This window comes from Alphaproteobacteria bacterium, assembly GCA_033344895.1.
Taxonomy (GTDB): domain Bacteria; phylum Pseudomonadota; class Alphaproteobacteria; order UBA8366; family Aestuariispiraceae; genus Pacificispira.
This window is the reverse complement of sequence record JAWPMN010000001.1, coordinates 4,399,629-4,418,047: the sequence shown is the minus strand read 5'-3', so window position 1 is coordinate 4,418,047 and position 18,419 is coordinate 4,399,629. Positions and strand designations below refer to the sequence as shown.

General features: G+C 61.1%; 20 protein-coding genes. 8 read left to right on the top strand and 12 right to left on the bottom strand.

Annotation, left to right across the window (positions count from 1 at the left end):
• Window position 1 precedes the first annotated feature (1 nt).
• Together R8L07_20860 and R8L07_20855 are read right to left on the bottom strand one after the other, a co-directional pair.
• The gene (locus R8L07_20860; GenBank protein MDW3207994.1) at window positions 2-1,081 is read right to left on the bottom strand and encodes an NAD(P)-dependent oxidoreductase; all 1,080 of its coding nucleotides are present in this window, start codon (window positions 1,079-1,081) and stop codon (window positions 2-4) included.
• A 70-nt stretch (window positions 1,082-1,151) separates the two neighbouring features.
• The gene (locus R8L07_20855) at window positions 1,152-2,309 is read right to left on the bottom strand and encodes a DegT/DnrJ/EryC1/StrS family aminotransferase (GenBank protein ID MDW3207993.1); all 1,158 of its coding nucleotides are present in this window, start codon (window positions 2,307-2,309) and stop codon (window positions 1,152-1,154) included.
• Window positions 2,310-2,519: 210 nt separating this feature from the next.
• Between R8L07_20855 and R8L07_20850 the strand changes: the two genes are divergently transcribed.
• Window positions 2,520-3,704 (top strand): glycosyltransferase, encoded by a 1,185-nt coding sequence (locus R8L07_20850; GenBank protein ID MDW3207992.1) that lies wholly within the window; start codon window positions 2,520-2,522, stop codon window positions 3,702-3,704.
• A gap of 24 nt (window positions 3,705-3,728) precedes the next feature.
• Here the strand turns inward: R8L07_20850 and R8L07_20845 are convergent, their stop codons facing one another.
• From R8L07_20845 to R8L07_20820, 6 genes are all read right to left on the bottom strand, one after another.
• Complete coding sequence (locus R8L07_20845) at window positions 3,729-4,229, bottom strand: PAS domain-containing protein (protein MDW3207991.1); 501 nt, start codon at window positions 4,227-4,229, stop codon at window positions 3,729-3,731.
• A 127-nt stretch (window positions 4,230-4,356) separates the two neighbouring features.
• On the bottom strand, window positions 4,357-5,370 hold the full coding sequence (locus R8L07_20840) for a Gfo/Idh/MocA family oxidoreductase (protein MDW3207990.1): 1,014 nt from the start codon (window positions 5,368-5,370) through the stop codon (window positions 4,357-4,359).
• 26 nt (window positions 5,371-5,396) lie between these two features.
• Window positions 5,397-7,430 carry a flagellar basal body rod C-terminal domain-containing protein gene (locus tag R8L07_20835; protein MDW3207989.1) on the bottom strand — a complete coding sequence of 678 codons (2,034 nt, stop codon included), beginning with the start codon at window positions 7,428-7,430 and terminating at the stop codon, window positions 5,397-5,399.
• Window positions 7,431-7,514: 84 nt separating this feature from the next.
• The gene (locus tag R8L07_20830) at window positions 7,515-7,943 is read right to left on the bottom strand and encodes a hypothetical protein (protein ID MDW3207988.1); all 429 of its coding nucleotides are present in this window, start codon (window positions 7,941-7,943) and stop codon (window positions 7,515-7,517) included.
• Entirely contained in the window at window positions 7,940-8,308 is a 369-nt protein-coding gene (locus R8L07_20825; GenBank protein ID MDW3207987.1) for a rod-binding protein, read from the bottom strand. Before R8L07_20825 ends, R8L07_20830 begins: the two co-directional genes overlap by 4 nt.
• A 3-nt stretch (window positions 8,309-8,311) precedes the next feature.
• Complete coding sequence (locus R8L07_20820; GenBank protein MDW3207986.1) at window positions 8,312-9,493, bottom strand: flagellar basal body P-ring protein FlgI; 1,182 nt, start codon at window positions 9,491-9,493, stop codon at window positions 8,312-8,314.
• 123 nt (window positions 9,494-9,616) lie between these two features.
• Between R8L07_20820 and R8L07_20815 the strand changes: the two genes are divergently transcribed.
• Complete coding sequence (locus R8L07_20815; GenBank protein ID MDW3207985.1) at window positions 9,617-10,195, top strand: flagellar assembly protein FliX; 579 nt, start codon at window positions 9,617-9,619, stop codon at window positions 10,193-10,195.
• 318 nt (window positions 10,196-10,513) lie between these two features.
• The gene (gene dksA, locus R8L07_20810) at window positions 10,514-10,879 is read left to right on the top strand and encodes an RNA polymerase-binding protein DksA (protein ID MDW3207984.1); all 366 of its coding nucleotides are present in this window, start codon (window positions 10,514-10,516) and stop codon (window positions 10,877-10,879) included.
• A gap of 235 nt (window positions 10,880-11,114) precedes the next feature.
• Here dksA and flgH read toward each other — a convergent pair whose 3' ends face one another.
• From flgH to flgF, 4 genes are read right to left on the bottom strand one after another with little or no spacing between them, the layout of a single operon-like run.
• Window positions 11,115-11,891 carry a flagellar basal body L-ring protein FlgH gene (gene flgH / locus R8L07_20805; protein ID MDW3207983.1) on the bottom strand — a complete coding sequence of 259 codons (777 nt, stop codon included), beginning with the start codon at window positions 11,889-11,891 and terminating at the stop codon, window positions 11,115-11,117.
• Between the two features lie 44 nt (window positions 11,892-11,935).
• Window positions 11,936-12,958 carry a flagellar basal body P-ring formation chaperone FlgA gene (gene flgA / locus R8L07_20800; GenBank protein ID MDW3207982.1) on the bottom strand — a complete coding sequence of 341 codons (1,023 nt, stop codon included), beginning with the start codon at window positions 12,956-12,958 and terminating at the stop codon, window positions 11,936-11,938.
• A 31-nt stretch (window positions 12,959-12,989) separates the two neighbouring features.
• A complete protein-coding gene (gene flgG / locus R8L07_20795) occupies window positions 12,990-13,775 on the bottom strand; it encodes a flagellar basal-body rod protein FlgG (GenBank protein MDW3207981.1) in 786 nt (261 codons plus the stop codon).
• Window positions 13,776-13,816: 41 nt separating this feature from the next.
• On the bottom strand, window positions 13,817-14,548 hold the full coding sequence (gene flgF / locus R8L07_20790) for a flagellar basal-body rod protein FlgF (protein MDW3207980.1): 732 nt from the start codon (window positions 14,546-14,548) through the stop codon (window positions 13,817-13,819).
• A 278-nt stretch (window positions 14,549-14,826) separates the two neighbouring features.
• On the opposite strand from flgF, the gene R8L07_20785 reads away from it, so the two are divergent.
• From R8L07_20785 to R8L07_20765, 5 genes are all read left to right on the top strand, one after another.
• Window positions 14,827-15,339, top strand: coding sequence for a flagellar basal body-associated FliL family protein (locus R8L07_20785; protein ID MDW3207979.1), 513 nt, complete (start codon window positions 14,827-14,829; stop codon window positions 15,337-15,339).
• Between the two features lie 91 nt (window positions 15,340-15,430).
• Window positions 15,431-16,525: a flagellar motor switch protein FliM gene (gene fliM / locus R8L07_20780; GenBank protein MDW3207978.1), complete on the top strand. Its 1,095-nt coding sequence runs from the start codon at window positions 15,431-15,433 to the stop codon at window positions 16,523-16,525.
• Window positions 16,526-16,621: 96 nt separating this feature from the next.
• On the top strand, window positions 16,622-17,155 hold the full coding sequence (locus R8L07_20775) for a DUF6468 domain-containing protein (protein MDW3207977.1): 534 nt from the start codon (window positions 16,622-16,624) through the stop codon (window positions 17,153-17,155).
• 7 nt (window positions 17,156-17,162) lie between these two features.
• Window positions 17,163-17,819, top strand: a complete 657-nt coding sequence (locus tag R8L07_20770; protein ID MDW3207976.1) for a hypothetical protein — start codon at window positions 17,163-17,165, stop codon at window positions 17,817-17,819.
• A gap of 199 nt (window positions 17,820-18,018) precedes the next feature.
• Window positions 18,019-18,405, top strand: coding sequence for a response regulator (locus R8L07_20765; protein ID MDW3207975.1), 387 nt, complete (start codon window positions 18,019-18,021; stop codon window positions 18,403-18,405).
• Window positions 18,406-18,419 lie beyond the last annotated feature (14 nt).

The following is an 18,419-nucleotide window of genomic DNA, read 5'->3' as shown; positions in this document are numbered from 1 at the left end:
GTCAGTTTGCTTCCGTTTGCTGCTGGGCGCGACGCCATTGGTCCGCATACCATTCGCAGTACTGTTTGAAGCCGCTTTCCAGCGTCCATTCCGGCTCGAAGCCCAGCTTCTCGCGGGCGCGTTCGATCGACAGGGTACCGCGGATGGGCTTGTCCTTCGCGCGCGGCCGCTCCTCCAGAATGGCTTCCGGCACGACCGATTTCACGACAGCCGCCAGGTCGGCGATGGTTCGCGCGTTGCCGAAGGTGAGATTGAAAGTCGAACTGTCATCATGACCCTTGTGCAGGGCGAGCGCCCGAACCATGCCCTGGGTCAGATCCTTGATATAGGTGAAATCCAGCTTGCCGTCGCCGCCACCTTCCAGCAGCAGCGGCTTGCCCGTCAGGGCATTCTCGATGAAGACCTGGCTGACCCGGCGGGAAATGCAGCGTTCGCCATACAGGGCGGATGGACGGATGACGGTCGTGCCCAGGCCGTATTGCGTACGATAGGTCCGGACCAGGCGTTCGCCCATGAACTTGGCATTGGCATAGATTCCTTCCGGGCGCGGGAAGGTCGTTTCATCCACGCTGTCGCCCTCGAAATCGCCGTAGACGGTCGACGAGGACATGAACATGACCTGGTTGATTTCCTTCGCCTTCGGTCGTGCCAGTTCCAGCACGTTGCGCAGGGTGATCAGCTGCAGATCGAAACACAGGCCGGGTTCGGCCTTGGCATCGACGGCACTGGCAATTGCCGCCATGTGGACGACCTTGGTTGGCTGGAACTTCTCGAAGACCCGACCCAGATCGGCGAGCAGCCGCGCGTCGCTGTTCATCAGCTCGACGCCGTGCTGCCGCAGCAGGAGGAAACGGTCCAACAGGAAATTCTGATAGGCCGTGCGCTGAACCTGGGCGCGGCCCGGCTCGTAGCAGTTCTCGATCAGGCTGTTGACCATCAGATTGTCGCAGATGCCGACAGTCGCGCCCAGCTTGGCGAGATCGAGTGCGAGGTTATGGCCGATAAAACCGGCGCCCCCGACCAGCAGGATGCGCTGGTCGGACAGATGTCCGGACAGACTTTCAAAAGGGATGTGACTCATCGCGGGGCCTCCTTCTGGTTTTGCCGCAACTTCCTGGGTCCGCAGGACCGTACGACATTCTGTCTTTCGGTCACTTGGAACCATCCATATACGCTTCCCGAAAGGCGTTGCCTAGTTTTTCGGCATCGCCCGGACCGAGATGCGGCCCGACGGGCAGGGATATCGTCTGCGCCGCCAGCCATTCGGCCACCGGGAAGTCACCGGTCTTATAGCCGTATTTCTCTGAATAATAGGTAAACAGCGGAACGGGACCCGGATAGTGCACGGAAGATCCGATTCCGCGTGCGTTGAGCCCGTCGACCACCGCATCGCGAGAGACCGACCCGTCACGGGGCAGCACGGCATTCAGGCAATAATGGGACGATACGGCTGGGCCGTGCCGGTCCGGGAAAATCGTCAGACCGTCGATTTGCATCAGGATTGCCCGCAGCGCCGCATCATTGGCGCTGCGCGCGTCCTGGAAGGCATCCATCCGGTCGACCTGCGTCAGCCCGACGGCCGCCTCGACCTCACTCATCCGGTAGTTCAGGCCCAGTGCATCGACGTCGTATATGCCGGGCCGGGTGCGCTCGCCCAGCGCGCGATTGTACCCGAAGGCGCGTCGCTTGCGGAGCTGTGTCGCCAGATCGCTGTCATTGGTGGTGACCATGCCGCCCTCGATGGAGGTCATGTGCTTGACCGGATAGAAGGAAAAGCTGCCGGCTAATCCCAATGTCCCGGCCTTTCGACCGTCCCAGGTCGCGTCGACGGCCAGGGCGCAGTCTTCCAGAATGAAGGCCCCCTTCGCGTCGGCCACCGCGCGTATCCTGTCCATGTCGCAGGGCAGGCCCAAATAATGGACGGGCATGATCGCCGCCAGGGGACCGTCGACGGCCTCCAGCGCGGACGGGTCCATGTTGCCGGTTTCCGGATCGACGTCGATGAAGACGGGTTCCGCGCCGACCAGTTCGACGGAATGGGCCGTGGCGACATGGGTCATCGCCGGAACGGCAACGCGGTCACCGGGGCCGATCCCCTTGACGAAGAGAGTGAGGTGCAGACCGGCGGTGCAACTGGACACCGCGACGGCCTCCTTCGCCCCGATACGGGCCGCGAAGGCCTCCTCGAAGGCTGGGGTAACCGTGCCATGAACCAGCATCCCGCTGTCCAGAATGGCGCGAACCGCTTCGAAGGCGGCGTCGTCCAATTGCGGTTTGCCAAAGGGAATGGGGGAGGGTGTGTCTGACATGAAAGGGCAGGCGCCTCCTCAGCGCGCAATGCTGCGGGACCATCCGGGTCCGGTGGGCTGTTCTCCGTTCAACTGGATAGCAAGAATCGCACCATTCCCGCCCGCGGTAAATGGCTGGAACAAGAACGGCGGTTTCGCCGTCGCTTCGGTTTTCAGACGGACGAATTGCGCTACATTGGCCGGACGCCCAACCTGCAAGAACGAGTCGACATGCAAGCGCCCCCCCGATGTTTCATCGTAAAAAGCTTCACGCCCTACGCGTCGCTGGAGGTGATGCTGACCGATATCGGATATGCATTGCAGCGGCGTCACATGGTGGTGACGGATCACCTCCACAGCAACTTTCCGAATTTCGAGCTTTTCAAACGTCAGTTCGCACAGATCTCCAAACATGACGGGCGCCGCCTCGTGATCGACGAGAACAGCGAGCACAATTACCGCACCGACGGGCGGTCATTGTATGATGTCTGGAACCTGCCGCGGTTCTCTTTCATTACCGACAATCCGGTGCGCAAGCTCGACCTGCTGAAGGCCTTTCCGGATATCGGGTTGGCCGGGGTTGTGGATCTGGACTTCCTGGAAATCTGGGATGAGTTCAGATTTCCGGGGCGTGGCGTCATTCCGTTTCCGCATGGCGGCCCGGATGCGCTGCCGGAATTGCCGTCCACGGCAGAGCGGGACATCGATGTGCTGCTGGTCGGCAATATTTCCAGTGCCCTCAGCACCGAAGACTGGCTGAACGCGTCAGCCGGAACGGACCCCCTGTTGCGGACGGCGTATCAGCGTGCCTTCGACCGCTCGGTCAGCGGAGACGAGTCCCTCTGGCGGATCCTGCGGTCGGAATTCGCGGATGCCGGTGTCACGGCCGATGCCGATTTCGTTGCCGCAGCCGTATGCCATCTGGAAACCCACCTGATCGCCCATCGCCGCAGGGCCATCCTGCACGCCCTCAATGGGCGAAAGGTTGCCTTCTACGGCAATCAGGAGGAAGGCGAGACGCTGTCGGTCTCTGACGATGTCGCGGTCAACGATATCCTGCCGTTCAGGGATGTCGTCGATTTGATGATGCGCAGCAAGATCGTGCTGAACATCAGTCCCAGCTTCCGGAACGGCGCGCATGAACGTGTCTTCTATGGTTTGAGCCGTGGCGCTTTCATTCTGGCGGAGCCGACCAGATTTCTGCGCCGGGAAATGGAGGAGGGGCTGGGCGTGTCCTTCCTGCCCTATGATGTTTCCCAGGTCATGGGGGCGGTGGACGCCCTACTGGACCGGCCGGATGAGGAACTGGACGCGATGCGCGCACGCGCCGTCGCCCATTATCAGCAGAACCACACCTGGGGACACCGGGTCGATGCGATGCTGGAGGCCGTGTCGAAGGAATTCTGGTCTGCTTAGCGGATTGGCGGGCGGCCGTCCTTGTCAGTCCTGCATCACGAACCGGTTTGCGTCGAAAGGCAGCATCGCATAGCCGGCGAGCAGCGTTTCCGACCGCCCGCTGTCGCCCTGCAGCGGCATCAATAACCGCGCAAAGTTCCGATACTTCTGCTCGTTGTCGGGTGCATAGGCTGTCAGATAATGCGGCCGCAGGGTTCTGGCGACCTGGAGAAAATAGGGTAACTGTTGCTGCCCGATGGGATAGTAGGCCGGATCGTCCAGATAGAGACCGGTGCAATCCTTTCCAAACCACGTCGTTATCTGCGTCCCGACCAGGCGCAATTTCACTCTGTCGGGATCCCATTCAATGTCAAACAGAGCGATCTGGGGTAGAAGGGACCGCGGAATTGCCAGCGGATCGAGATCCCCCTTCATCGGGGCGTCCCGGTCTCCGCGCAGGCTCTCCCAGAATGTGTAGAGCGCCTGCAGATTGTCGTCACCGACTTCCTCTACCGAGAAAGGCGACAGATCGTCCAGATCGGTCATGAGCGCCTTCTCCTTCCCATTCGGTAAAGGGTACCCCGTAGCCGGGAAGGCTTCTACCACCTGAAAATTGTAGAATGGCCGGGAAGTTCGGCAGATTATTGTTTGGGTGGCGGCCGACCCCGTCAGGTCACACGACGGTGGGAACCGGTGTCGCCCGCTTCGTCTCGGCGCTTTCCCAGGCACTGATGCAGATATTCATGACCTGAAAGACATCTTTTGCGGCGACGATCGGCTCTCGATCCTCGCGGATGGCGGCTATGAAATCGGGCAGCAGGTCGCCCTTCTCGATCGCCGGGTAGGGGACATCGAATGTCTCCTCATCTTCGGGCCGGTCGCCCCGATACAGCCGCGCCGGGCCGTTCGCATTCTCGAAACTCAATGCCGTGCCGTAGACGTTCAACGCATGAATCTGCCGGCGCTGAGGCCCGAAGCTTGTCGTAGACTTGGCCAGCAGGTCGCTTTCGAACCGCATCAGGGTCGTCATCGTGTCAGGGTACGGGAATGCTGAGCCTCGGGTCAGCTTTTTCGCTGCCATGGCCGTCACTTCGACCACTTCCTCGCCGGCGATCCAGCGCATCAGATCGATCAGATGGATACCGCCGCCATAGGTGACGCAGTAGAAATCCATCTTGCCGCGCCAGCCTTCGGTGATCTTCCACAGGATCTGGTGGATGTAGTCCCCCTCCATGTAATGCAGGTCGCCGAAGTCACCGCGCCGGACCATGTCGCGAACGGCAATGAACCGCGGGCTCTGCCGCAATATGAGGTTCGACGACAGGCGCTTTCCACTGTTGTCCCAGGCCCGGATCACCCGTTCCAGACCTTTACGGTTCAGCGCGACGGGCTTCTCGCAGAAGACATGCTTGCCTGCCTGGAACGCCGCGACGGCCTGTTCGACATGGGCATCGTCATAGGAACAGATCGACACGGCGTCGATATCCGGATCCTCGACGATGGCGTGGTAATCGGCGTGACGTCCTGGGACATCCTGCCGGTCGGCCACAGCGCGCAGTTTATCCGGATCGATGTCGCAACAGGCGGTGACTTCGACCCCGGGGATCGCGTTGTATCCCACGATATGACGTTCGCCGACCCCAAGGCCGATCACGCCGACCTTGAGAGGCGGGGCGGAGTCGCGCATCGCTCAGATCCCTTATCGGCTGGTGCTTACCGGCCGGCCAGTTCCAGCGCCTGGAACATCTGGTTGATCGTGTCGATCACCCGTGCCGTTGCGGCATAGGCGTTCTGCAGAACGGCAAGATTGGCCATTTCCTCGTCGATGTCCACGCCGACCTCGTCGCGCAGGGACTGCTCAAGGCTGCTGCGAAGGGCGAAACTTTCCTCAGACTGACGCGTTGCACGGTTGCCCAACTGGGTCAGTCCGGTCGTCACGGCGTTGCTGAGACCGGTATAGTCCCGGGTCGAGGTCGAGATGCCGGAACCCGACATGGCGCGCGCGCCGGCGTTCAGGGACTGCACGACTTCGGTCCGGTTGCCCGTCTTGACCGCCAGGGACCGATTGCTCAGCGCGGTGGCCAGGCCGAAATTGGTTCGGCTGATGTCCAGCGGTGTCGTGCCGGATTCAGCGACGAAGAAGTTGTTGCTTTGGGCGGAGGTGGCGGTGCCCAGGATGCTGACATTGGTGCCGTTGACCGTGAAGCCCAGCCCCGTCAGCGCCGTGCCGACACCGGCCTCGTTAATGGCCAGCGATCCGTCGTCGCTGGTGATTTCGAGCACGTTGCCGGCACCGAGACGGGCATACATGCCGTCCTGAGCATTGATCGTGTCGAGGAGCGTCTGAACGGTATCACCGGCACCGATCGTGTAGGTGACCGCGCCGCCCAGCGATGCGTTGTTGAAGGTGATCTGGTCGCCGACATTAACACCGTTGATCGAACTCAGCGTCGTGCCGGTGGTCAGTGGTACCGTGCCGGCTGCGTGTTCCATCTTGTAGGCGTAGGCGAGGGGAACTTCGCTGTCGGCGGAAACCTGACTGGTGGACAGGCCGAATCCGGCGGCCGCCGTGCCGCCGATGGTGAACTGTCCGCCGTCGCTCAGGATTTGCAGGTTGCCGTGACCGTCGACACGGGCACGGACCTGGTTGATCGCATTGATGGCGGTGAGAACATCGTCGATGCTGTCGCCGGCGTTGATCGTCACCGTGCCCTGGTTCACCGCGCCGACGGTGAAGGTCAGTGTCTGTCCCGCCGAGACGATGCCGCTGGTCGTCAGGTCGGCATTGCCGCGGACGAAGGTGGTGCCGGAAGTCCGGGCGGTGGAATCGTCCGCAAGGGAAAATGCGAGTTCATCCAACTGGTTGCGGAATTTCTCGAGTGAGCCCGTGCCGAGGTTGGAACTGGTGATCGCCGCGGAATCCGTTCGGATGAAGTTCAACAGCGACCCAAGCTGACCATCCGGCAATTGTCCGCTGGTAACGAGGTTCGTCGAAGACGAGCCGCTCGACGTCAGGACCCGGGTTGCGGTGTTCCAGCTGAAGGTTTCGGGTTCGGAATCGACCAGCGCAATCCCGGAGGTCGTATAGATCGACAAGGTGCCGTCTGTGCGTTCGAAGGTACGGATCTGCGCAATCTTGGCGACTTCGGCCGCCTGTTCGTCGCGCAGGTTCTCCAGGTTCGATGTCGGGCGTCCGGAGGCGCGCGCAATGACGATCTGGGCGTTCAGCCGGTCCACTTCCTGAAGCGATTCATTGAGGGTCGTGACCACCTCTTCAATGTCGTTTAGGATCTGATCCTCGATCAAATCGATGCCGTTCGACAGCCGTTCGATCTCGGACACGATTCCGTCCGCGGCGATCAGCACGTCATTCTGTGCAGCGTCGCTCTCCGGAGAGGCCTCGAGCGCCTTGAAGGCGGTGCGCAGGGATTCGAACTCATCTACCAGCGGGGTCTGTCCGTTGATCGTCCCGACGAGTTGTTCCAACTGTTGATACAGCTTGTCCCGGATCCCATCGCCAGACGCCGTGGAAATCTGCTGATACAGGTCGCGCAGCAAGCCGGAATTGGCCGCGCGCTCAATATCGGCGAGTTGAACACCGCCGAACTGCAGGTTGGCATACTGGCTGATGCGGCGGTTGTAGTTCGGATTTGTTGCGTTGGCGACGTTATCCGAAACCACGCGGGTCGCGGCGTTCAGCGTGTTGACCGAGGTGACGGCAACGCTGAGGGCGGAGAACAGGGACATCGGCTTTGCCTTTCCTGACTATCGGGGGGTGATCGCGGCGCGTTTCGCTTCTGCGGCGTCGCCGCACCCCAGGCTTCCTTCGGTTCAGATTTCCTGATTCATGGCGACAGGCGCTGCAGCGCGGCTTTCGGTGACTGTGCCTTCGCGTCCGTAGCGTGGAACCTGTCCGGCGGCGCTTTTCGCCGCTTCGATGATGCGGTTGACGATGTGCTGGCTCGACTTCGTGAGGATTTCCAGCTTGCGCCGGTTGACCTTCATCGCATCGTCGAAGGCATAGGCCAGTTCCTTCAGCCGGTCGTTCAGGTCGTCGGGCAGGGAGGCAGCGAAATCCGGCTCCTTCGCAATTGCCGCGATCTGGTCCTCGTACAGTTTGAACAGGGCCTGCTTCTCCTCGACCACCGGCGTGAGATCGGACGAGCGGGGACGCTCCAGCATCTCGTTTTCGCGCTGCAGGACCGCGACGAGATCCTGCATCAGATCGATCAGGTTATGGGCTCGGATGGTGGCGTTCATAGTCCGGACTCCTGCGTGTCTGGGGTCTGGTTCTTTGCAATTGGATTGGACTGAGCTTCCTGAATGCGAAGCAGTTCTGCGGAAACCGTGTCGGCGATGCCGAGGCTGCCCTGCCGCGCGATCAGCGACCCGAATTCCTGAACCATCAGGGATTGGAAGATGCCTTCCGCATGGCCACCGCCGAAAAGCCCGTCCGTGGACAACTCCTCGAACATCGGCTGCAGCATCTGTGTCGCAAAGACGGCCTCGAAGTCTTGTGCGGCCTTCCGGATATCCTGCGGCAACTGATTGCCGGAGAGCTTCGGCGCACCCGAGAGCATCATGCTGCGGGCGGTATCCATCATCATGTCCGATGCGTAATCCATGGCTTACAGCACCTCGATTTCGGCTTGCAGCGCACCGGCCGCCTTGATCGCCTGAAGGATGGTGATCATGTCGCGCGGCCCGACGCCCAGGGCGTTCAGACCATTGACCAGGTCCTGCAGTTCGACGGTGCCCCCGACGATGCCCAATCGGCGGTCTTCATCCTCGTCGATCTCGATATTCGTGCGGTCGACGACCTCGGTCGTTCCGGTGTTCGAGAACGGCGTAGGCTGGGACACTTGCTGGGTTTCGGTTATGCGCACGGTCAGATTGCCCTGGGCGACCGCAACGGTGCTGATCCCGACATTCTCACCCATGACGATGACGCCGGATTGCTCGTCGATCACCACCCGGGCGATCTGGTCGGGCTCGACGCGCAACTGTTCGACATCGGTCAGCAATTCGACCAACTCACCATCATAGCTCGGTGGAATGATCAGTTGCACGGTGCCGGGATCCAGTGTCTTTGCGGTCGGCTCACCGACGAAAGCGTCGATGGCCCGCGAAATGCGGCGCGCCGTGGTGAAGTCCGGGTTGCGCAGGCTCAGCTTGACGGTGCGAAGCTCGGCCAATTCGAAGGGAATCTCGCGTTCGATGATGGCGCCGTTGGCGATGCGGCCACTGGTCGGAACACCCTTCACGACCGTTTCCGCCGCCCCCTGGGCCGAAAAGCCGCCGACGGCGACCGTTCCCTGCGCGACGGCATAAATCTCGCCATCGGCGCCCAGCAGCGGGGTCACCAGCAGGGTGCCGCCCAGCAGGCTGTCGGAATCGCCCATAGCGGAAACCGTCACGTCCATTCGCGAACCCTGGCGCGAGAAGGGCGGCAGGGTCGCGGTGACCATCACGGCAGCGACATTGTCGGTATCCAGATCGTCATCGCTGGCATTGACGCCCATGCGTTGCAACATGCCGACGAGGCTCTCACGCGTGAACACCGCGCTTCCTAGGCTATCCCCGGTGCCGTTCAGGCCGACAACCAGGCCGTAGCCGACCAGCATGTTGTCGCGAACACCTTCGAAGTCGACGATATCCTTGATCCGGGACTGGGCCGACGCGACGGTCGGAACCAGTGCCCAGCAGATCGCTATCAGGGTCAGGGCGGCCAGCCACCGCAGCAGAACGCGGAATGTCGGCGTGCGAACGTCGCCATAGCCCTGCGATCTTATGCGAAAATCTTTGGTCATGTTTCTCGTCTCTCTCTCCAGGAAGGTCGGAATCTTCCTGTCCCACGCATTTGAATGCGAAAGTCGTGCCAAACGCGGGTCAAAGAAACTCAATATAAAACAATGCCTTGTTCCTGACGGGGGATGTCGTTGATTGAGCTGAGGCAAGACTTGCCGGGTCCGGTTCTACTTGCTGCTGGCGTGGAATCGTCGGCCAATCCGTCCGCAGGCGTTTCGTACGCCGACGAAAACGGGTATGGTAAAGCCATGAAAATCGATGGCCCTGGATCGTCCGGAAAGGTCGGTCCCTCAAAGAAAACGTCTAAGTCGTCCGGTGCCAAAGGTGCAGGCTTCTCAGAGGCATTGCGCGGTTCCGGCGACGGTAAGGCTGACGATGCGGCCGGCGTGTCCGGCGGCGCGGGGTTGAGTTCCGTCGGGGCATTGCTGGCGTTGCAGGGGATTGAAGAGACCCCGACCGTCGACCCGGACGAAAAGAAGCGTAACCGGGCGGCCGTTGACCGCGGCGAGGAACTGCTGGAGCGTCTGGACGAGATTCGGATCGCCCTTTTGCAGGGGAGCATTCCCCGCCAGAGGCTGTTGCAGATCCGTGAGTCCCTGGCACGCCGGGGCGACTCGGCGGCTAATCCTCAGCTCGCGGCGCTGATCAACGACATCGAGTTGAGAGTTGAAGTGGAACTCGCGAAACACGGTAACGGGGCATAGTTCCGTCCTGTCGCTGCGCCGCGGGCGGGCCGCGATGGCCATTCCTGCCGCGATAATCCGGGCCTTTCAGGAAAACATCGCGGTATCGTGATGTTGCGTTGCGGAATCGCAAGTGGAATATCGAAGGAAAGAAAAGGGGTTGTGTTGTTAGGCATTGCGCAATATAAGCCGCGCGTTCCTATGTAGGGGGGCCGACCAACTCGGGAGAAGGGTATGTCGAGCAGCGAGGCTTCGGACGATACTGTTACCAACACCTCGACGCCTCTTGCGTCTACGCTGTTGCCGCCGGATTACCGGCCCCGCGAAGACGAAGAGTTCATGAATCCCCTGCAGAAAGAATATTTCCGACAGAAATTGCTGACCTGGCGGGCCGAACTTCTTCGGGAGTCGACCGAAACGCTGGAGAGCATGCAGGAGGAAAGCCTGGCGCAGCCGGACCTTACGGACCGCGCGTCGATGGAGACGGACCGGGCGATCGAACTGCGGACCCGGGACCGCGAACGAAAGCTGATCGCCAAGATCGATGCGGCCCTGGAACGGATCAGCGACGATTCGTACGGCTATTGTGAAGAGACCGGCGAGCCCATTTCGCTGCGCCGCCTGGAAGCGCGCCCGATCGCGACCCTGAGCCTTGAGGCACAGGAGAACCACGAGCGGATGGAACGCCTTCACCGCGAAGACTGAGTTTGCGGAACTGCTGACGATAGCGGCGTCGGCGGTTCATTGAGAGGGGATGCGATAGGCCCGGCACGTTGGGAACGTGCCGGGCCTATCGTTTTCGGGCTGCGCTTGACCGTGTCCTTAAAGAGAAGGGGGCCCGGCTGGGTGGCCGGGCCCCGTTCGGACAACGCCGCGTGGGGAGAGAGAGGAGAGGAGAGAGTACGCGGGCGTATCCGAAACCTATTGCTCCAAGCCGATCCTAGAACGGCATGATGATGTCGATGATCTGCGTTCCCCAGCGAGGCTGCTGGAAATCGGAGATATGGCCACGACCGCCATAAGCCAGTCGGGCCTCGGCGATATCGTTGTAGTTCACCGTATTCGTGGCGGTGATATCCTGTGGCCGGATAACGCCGGCGATCTGGAGTTCGCGGATCTCGTAGTTCACGCGCGTTTCCTGACGGCCGTGGATGACAAGGTTGCCGTTCGGCAGAACCTGGGTGACGACCGCGGCGACTTCCAGCGTGATCGCCTCAGAACGCGCAATCGTGCCGGTACCGTTGTTGGTCGTCTGGTTGTCGAAAGCCAGGATGTCGGCAGGGTTCACCGCTTCCGGAAGAATGCTGTCGAGTGCGGCCCCGTAACCGAGGAGCGCCGGGATATCGACGTTCTCGTTCGTTTCCCGGGACCGGTTGGTGGTGTTGGTCAACTGCGCTTCCTCGTCGATCGCAATCGTTACGGTGACGATGTCGCCGATATCGTTGGCGCGCAGGTCCTTCAGGAAGGCGCGACTGCCCGGGCGCCAGAGGGAATTCGGCGCGTAGGAAGCCGTGACGGGTTTCGGCATCGGCATGCTGACCGGCTTGTAACCCGGTTGATGCGTCGGATTGATGATCGGATTGATCGGCGGCTCTTCGCCGACCTGGGACAGGCGCTCCAGCGAATTGCAGCCGGCCAGAAGGCTCGTCGCCAGGATCGCGCCCAGTACGGTGGTATGACGGCGCATGCGCTTCCCGGATGGATAAGGGTGGGTCATCGTTTTCTCTCCTCGGGTGGATGCCTTGGGCGTTGCCGGTCGCATTACTGGATATTCGCGGCCAGGGGCTGCGGCAGATTGACGGACGCGCGGCCCTCTCCGGTCACCACGGCGTCGATCACGGTGTTGCTCTGGGTGTTCTGCACCCGGATGATGTCACCCAGCGCGCCGGATTCCATGGCGCGGGCATTGACCGTCAGCGCCAGGCTTTCCGTTTGCAGGGAGACGACGATAACGCGGCCCTTCTGGACAAGGAGTGGGGCATTGACGTCGCCGATGCGCACGGGCTTGCCGGCAGAAAGGGAGCGACGGACGGCCTGGCCGACAAGTCGGTCCGGGTCGACGATCAGATTGGTGCCCAGACCGTCTTCGCGCACCCGCATCATGGTGATGTCTGCTTCCTCGATGATGCTGCCGATGCCCAGACGTCGTGCCGGGACGGGCATTTCCACCATGCGATGGAAGCGACCGGCGATGTTGACGCGTTCCAGCGGGCGGCCATCGGCAGGGGCGATCACGGTCGCGGTGAACCGACCGCTGCGCGGGTCCAGATCGAAGCGATCGATGCGCGCCGTCGGTGCGACCGTGCGCGGCAGATCGATGCGAACAGTGCCGCCATCCATTTCCAGTTCGATCAGATCGTCTTCGCCGGTGCGCGAAAAGTAGGACTGCCTCAGAAGGTCGTCGATCTGGTCCGGACCGATGATGGAGCTGGGGCGGGAGACCAGAACGATATCGGCGGTACTGGACGGCTGCCAGTCGACACCGAAGGTCTTTGCCACCTTCCAGAGCCAGACTGCCGGAAGGGTCAGCTCTTCGCCCGGCGCGGGAGCCCGCGCGATGACGCGATCCGCATATCGGTCCAGTGGCGTGAAGATGTGACCCAGAAGGATCTGGTCGCCTTCCACCTCCACGATCGGGTTCAGGACCACCGGCGCCTTCGTTTCCTCGGTTCCGGTCGTGTCGCCGGCATGGGCGGTGATCGCGGGAACGGTGAGCGCAAGTGTCAACCCGGCCAGCAGCAGGGCGTAGACGATGCTCAGGCTGTGTGTCGTTTCGGGCTTCATCTTCAGTCTCCTCGCGCTCGTGTTCCGGCGATTAACGCAGGTTGGTCAGCGTCGACATCATCTGGTCCGAGGTCTCGATGACCTTGGAGTTCATTTCATAGGCCCGCTGGGCGGTGATCAGGTTCGTGATCTCCTCCACGACGTTCACGTTGGAGGTCTCAAGGAAGCCCTGCTGGATCGTGCCGAAACCGGCGGTTCCCGGCGCAGCCGTGGTCGGTGCGCCCGATGCGGGGGTCTCCAGGAACAGGTTGTCCCCGACAGCCAGCAGGCCGGCGTCGTTCGGAAAACGGGCCAGTTCCAACTGCCCAACAGTCTGGGGGGCCGTCTGTCCGTCAAGCGAGACGACGACCTGACCCGACGCGTTGATCGAGATATCGATGGCGTTGGCAGGGATGGTCAGTCCGGGCTGGACCTCGAAGCCGTCGACCGTAACCATGTCGCCATCTCCGTCCAGCTGGAAGGAGCCGGCGCGTGTAAAGGCCGTGTCGCCATTCGGGAGCCGGATCCGGAAATAACCCTCGCCGTTGATCGCCACATCCAGCGGGTTCTCCGTCAGGGTCAGGTTGCCCTGTTCCGTGATCCGGTAGACCGCAGCGGTTTTGACCCCGAGGCCGACCTGCACCCCGACCGGCACCGTGGTGTTGGCATCGGAACTGTCGGATCCGACACGGCGCATGTTCTGGTACAGCAGGTCCTGAAACTCGGCGCGACGGCGCTGATAGGACGTGGTGTTCATGTTCGCGATGTTGTGGGAGATGACCTCGACGTTCAGCTGCTGTGCCAGCATGCCCGTCGCGCCGATGCTCAAAGATCGCATTGCCTTCTCTCCTTACCCTTGCCGGTCCGTGTTTCGGCGGCTTACGCCTGGCCCTGACGGCCCAGCTTGTCGATCATGTCCTTGATGCGGTCGTCTTCGTTCTTCAGGAACCGCGTCACGCTCTCGTGCGTTCGGTTGATCTGCATCATCCGAGTCAGTTCAAGGATCGGTTGAACGTTGGAATCCTCGATCATTCCCTGCGCCAGGGAAGGGGTGTCGATGTCCTCCGGCTCCACGTCGGGCGGGGCGGAAAACAAGCCGTTGGCGGCTTTGCGAAGCTGTTGCGGGTCTTCAAAGTCAACCACCCGCAACTGCCCCAGGACCCCAGCGTCGTTCGAGATCGTCCCGTCGGAAGCGATCGAAATGCGACCTTCGTCGGCGTTGATCGTGATCGGGCCGTTCTGTCCCATCACCGGATAACCGGCGCCGGTCACCAGCTGTCCGTCGGCATCCAGTTGGAAGCGTCCATGACGGGTGAAGCGCTCGCCCAGTGGCGTATCGATGACGAAGTAACCGGCCTCTTCGGTGATCGCGACATCAAAGTCATTGCCGGTCGTGACCAGCGGGCCGTTGGTCAGGTCGCGGGCCATGCCGACATCCTGCACGAAGGACAGCTCGTCCTTGCTCTCCGGATTGGCCAGATACTCGCGGAAGACCAGGCGTTCAGCCTTGAACGCGGGCGTGTCGGCGTTGGCGATGTTGTGGGCGACGACATCCATCGCACGCCGCAGTCCCAACTGTCGGGACAAACCGATATAGGTGGTGTTTTCCATGGCGCACGCGCCTTTCGCTCTCTCCGTTTCTGGGGTGTCCGTTTCCCGACAGACACGCCCGCTCTCTCTCGCCGGACATAAAAGCAATCGGCATGCCAGTTTTGAAAGTGGCGTAATATCAATGGGTTGTATTCCTGGCTCGACCTTTGTTATATCCCGAATGCGGTTTCGGCCCCTGCTTTTCCCGGATGCCGTTAGGTTTTTCCGTTTCGGTTACTCTGTGTTAGGGTCTGGCCCGGTAAAATGTGCCGAAGCACCACGTTGGCGGATAGGGGTTTATGAGCGAAGAAGACGAAGACGACGCACCGGTAAAACGGAAGGTCAGCGGCAAGAAGCTGGTGATTTTCATCCTGTTGCCGGTGATCCTGATCTGTGCCGCCGTCGGTGCGGCGATTGCGCTGGGTTTGTTTGATGGGCTGTTGGGGGGAGACCCGGCAGCGGAAGAGGAGCAGACAGAGGAAGTCGCCGAACCGACCATCGAACCCCCGGGCATCTTCTATGAAATGGAGGAGATGACCGTTTCGCTCAGCGGCACCGGAACGCGGAAGAATTTTCTCGTTCTCGAGGTTCAATTGGAGCTGGAGGATCCTGCCGCCGTACAGCGCATGGACCAGCTTCGGCCGAAAGTGGTCTCGGAATTCAACGTTTTCCTGCGCGAACTGCGCCCGGAGGAGTTGAACGGCAGTGAAGGCGCCTATCTAGTGCGCGAGGAGTTGTACCGCAGGGTCAGCCAGGTGCTGGCGCCGACCCCGGTCAAGGACCTCCTGCTGGTGAAGATGCTGGTGCAATAAAGGCAATATGTTTTTGGCCCCGGATTTGCTTGGCTTGCCGAAGGAGACGGCGCGGACGGGTCGTCCGGACACAGGCGGTGAGGCGTAAGATATGGCTGACGATCAAGACGCAATGGCAGAAGAATGGGCCGCCATGGCCGACGAGGACGTCGGTGAGGGCGATGCCGGTGCGGATGATCTGGCCGCTGAATGGGCCGCCATGGCCGAAGGCGGAGAGGAAGGCGGCGGCGCAGCCCGCGTCCTGAACCAGGACGAAATCGACAGTCTTCTCGGCTTCCAGGAAGGCGGCGACGATGACGGCAGCAAGTCCGGGATCGAAGCGATTATCGATTCGGGCATGGTGTCCTATGAACGCCTGCCGATGCTGGAAATCGTTTATGACCGTCTGGTCAGGATGATGTCCACAAGCCTGCGTAACTTTACCTCGGACAACGTCGAAGTCAGCCTGGACAACATCACGTCGATCCGTTTCGGGGACTATCTGAACTCCATTCCGTTGCCGGCGATGCTGACCGTCTTCAAGGCGGAGGAGTGGGACAATTACGGGCTGATCACCATCGATTCCTCGCTGATCTACTCGATCGTCGACGTTCTGCTGGGCGGGCGGCGCGGTACGGCGGCAATGCGGATCGAAGGGCGGCCCTATACGACGATCGAGCGCAATCTCGTGGAGCGGATGATCAATGTCGTGTTGGCGGATCTGTCCGCGGCATTCGATCCACTGTCCTCCGTGACGATGCGTTTCGACCGGTTGGAGACCAACCCACGCTTTGCGACGATTGCACGGCCGGCAAACGCGGCGATCCTGGCGCGACTGCGTATCGACATGGAGGATCGCGGCGGACGGCTTGAACTGCTGCTGCCCTATGCGACGCTGGAGCCGGTTCGCGAACTTCTGCTGCAGATGTTCATGGGCGAGAAATTCGGCCGTGACTCCATCTGGGAAAACCACCTGGCCACGGAATTGTGGTTCACGGAAGTCCCCATCGAAGCCGTTCTGGACGAGGTTGGCATGTCGCTCGGCGAGGTTCTGGAATGGGAGGAGGGCATGTTCCTGCCGCTGCAGGCCTCGCCGGATTCCCCGATTCAGATCCGCTGCGGCAGCATGCCGATGTTCACCGGCACAATGGGGCGAAAAGGCGGCAATATCGCCGTACGGATCGACAAACGGGCCGAAGTGGAATAGCTACTCCATTGACGGATCGAATCCGGGTAGTCTTGGAACCGTACTGCCGTTCGGGCGATCCTGTCACTGGCCGGGCGTGAAAGGCGGATACGGAAAATGGTCGGTTCGACGCTGGGCATCGCACTTGATATCGCGCTCATGGCATTGCTGGGCGTGGCAATCTATTACGGCGTCCGTCTGAACCGCCAGATCGCGGTCATTCGGTCGGGTCGGGAGCATCTGGAATCCTTGATCAAGGATTTCGGAACGGCGACGGAACGCGCGGAGAAGGCCCTGCATAGCCTGAAGGGCGACGCACGGGATACTCTGGACCAGGCGCGGCAGTCGGCCCTGAAAGCCGGCGAACTCTGCGACGACCTGGAGTTCCTGATCAAGCGCGGCGAGAAGGTGGCCGATGCCCTGGAAACAGGAATCCGCGCGGGGCGGGCCACATCGAAGGCCGCGGAACAGTCTGTGGAGACGTCATCCGAGCCGGCCCGGCGTTCGGCGCGACGCAATGCGCTGACCGCGCCGCCGGAGGACCGGCCGGAGCCGGAAGCATCCACACCGGCCCGTGACAAGACCGCTGCCAGAAAGGCGCGGGCAAAGTCGAAATCGGAATTGTTGAAAGCGCTTCAGGATATGAGGTGAGGCAGCGTTGGTTCGCATCCGACTGATACCGGCAGCAATCATTTTGGCCGCGGTGGGCTTGTCCTTCCGCGCCGGGTCGATCTGGGAGTCCCTGTCGGACGATCCTGCGCCCGCCGGTCTGTCCAACGGCCTCGCCATTGCCCAGGACGCGGATGCGGTCCCGCCGGTGCCGGGCGATACCGGTGACGCGCCGGTGCCACTGGAGTTGGATGATAGCGACGTGCCGATCATCGATGGATCGGAAAGCATGCATCCGACCGAGTTGAGATTGGCCAACAGCCTCGCCGAACGACGTCTGCAACTGGATGACCGTGAGAGGGAACTGGCCCAGCGTGAGGCGATGCTGGCGGTCGTGGAAACCCGGCTGAGCGAGACGCAGAAACGGCTGGAAAGCATTCGCGACGAGATTCAGCAACTCCTGGCGCGGTACGAGAACCAGGAGGATGAGGAAAGCGCGCGGCTGCAGCGGGTTTATTCCAACATGAAGCCGAAACGCGCAGCGGCCATTTTCAATACGATGGAACTGGATACGATTCTGAGCGTGATCCGCGGCATGAGCGAGCGCAAGCTGGCACCGATCCTGGAGGCGATGGATCCGGAAAAGGCCGTGATCGTGACACAGGAAATCGATGCACGGGAGGCGTTGCCCGAAATTCGTCAGTAACATGTGTAATGCGAGAAAATCCCTTGCACGGCCATTGTACTGTTAACTTCGGGTAAAGAATACGTGTATATAAATATTGCGTGACGGGGGGGAGCGGATACGTTCTACCTGTTAATTCGGTGAGGCCAACAACGATTGGCGAAAATTGGGATCCCATCCGGTCGCAAAGACTGGACGAGAGGTGAGGCGGAGTACGGCGATGGCAGTCGACATGAATATGAACATCCTGATCGTGGATGACTACAAGACGATGCTGCGGATTATCCGCAACCTGCTGAAGCAGCTCGGGTTCAACAATGTCGATGAGGCGACCGACGGCAGCGACGCGCTGACGAAGCTGCGCGGCAAGGAATATGGCCTCGTCATTTCGGACTGGAACATGGAGCCGATGACCGGCCTTCAGCTTCTTCGCGAAGTGCGGTCAGACGAAAAGATGAAGAACCTTCCGTTCATCATGATCACCGCCGAGAGCAAGACGGAAAACGTCATTGCCGCCAAGGAAGCCGGTGTCAGCAACTATATCGTAAAGCCCTTCAACGCCGCGACGTTGAAGGCAAAGCTGACATCCGTCATCGGGAACTTCTGATTTCAGCCATATCC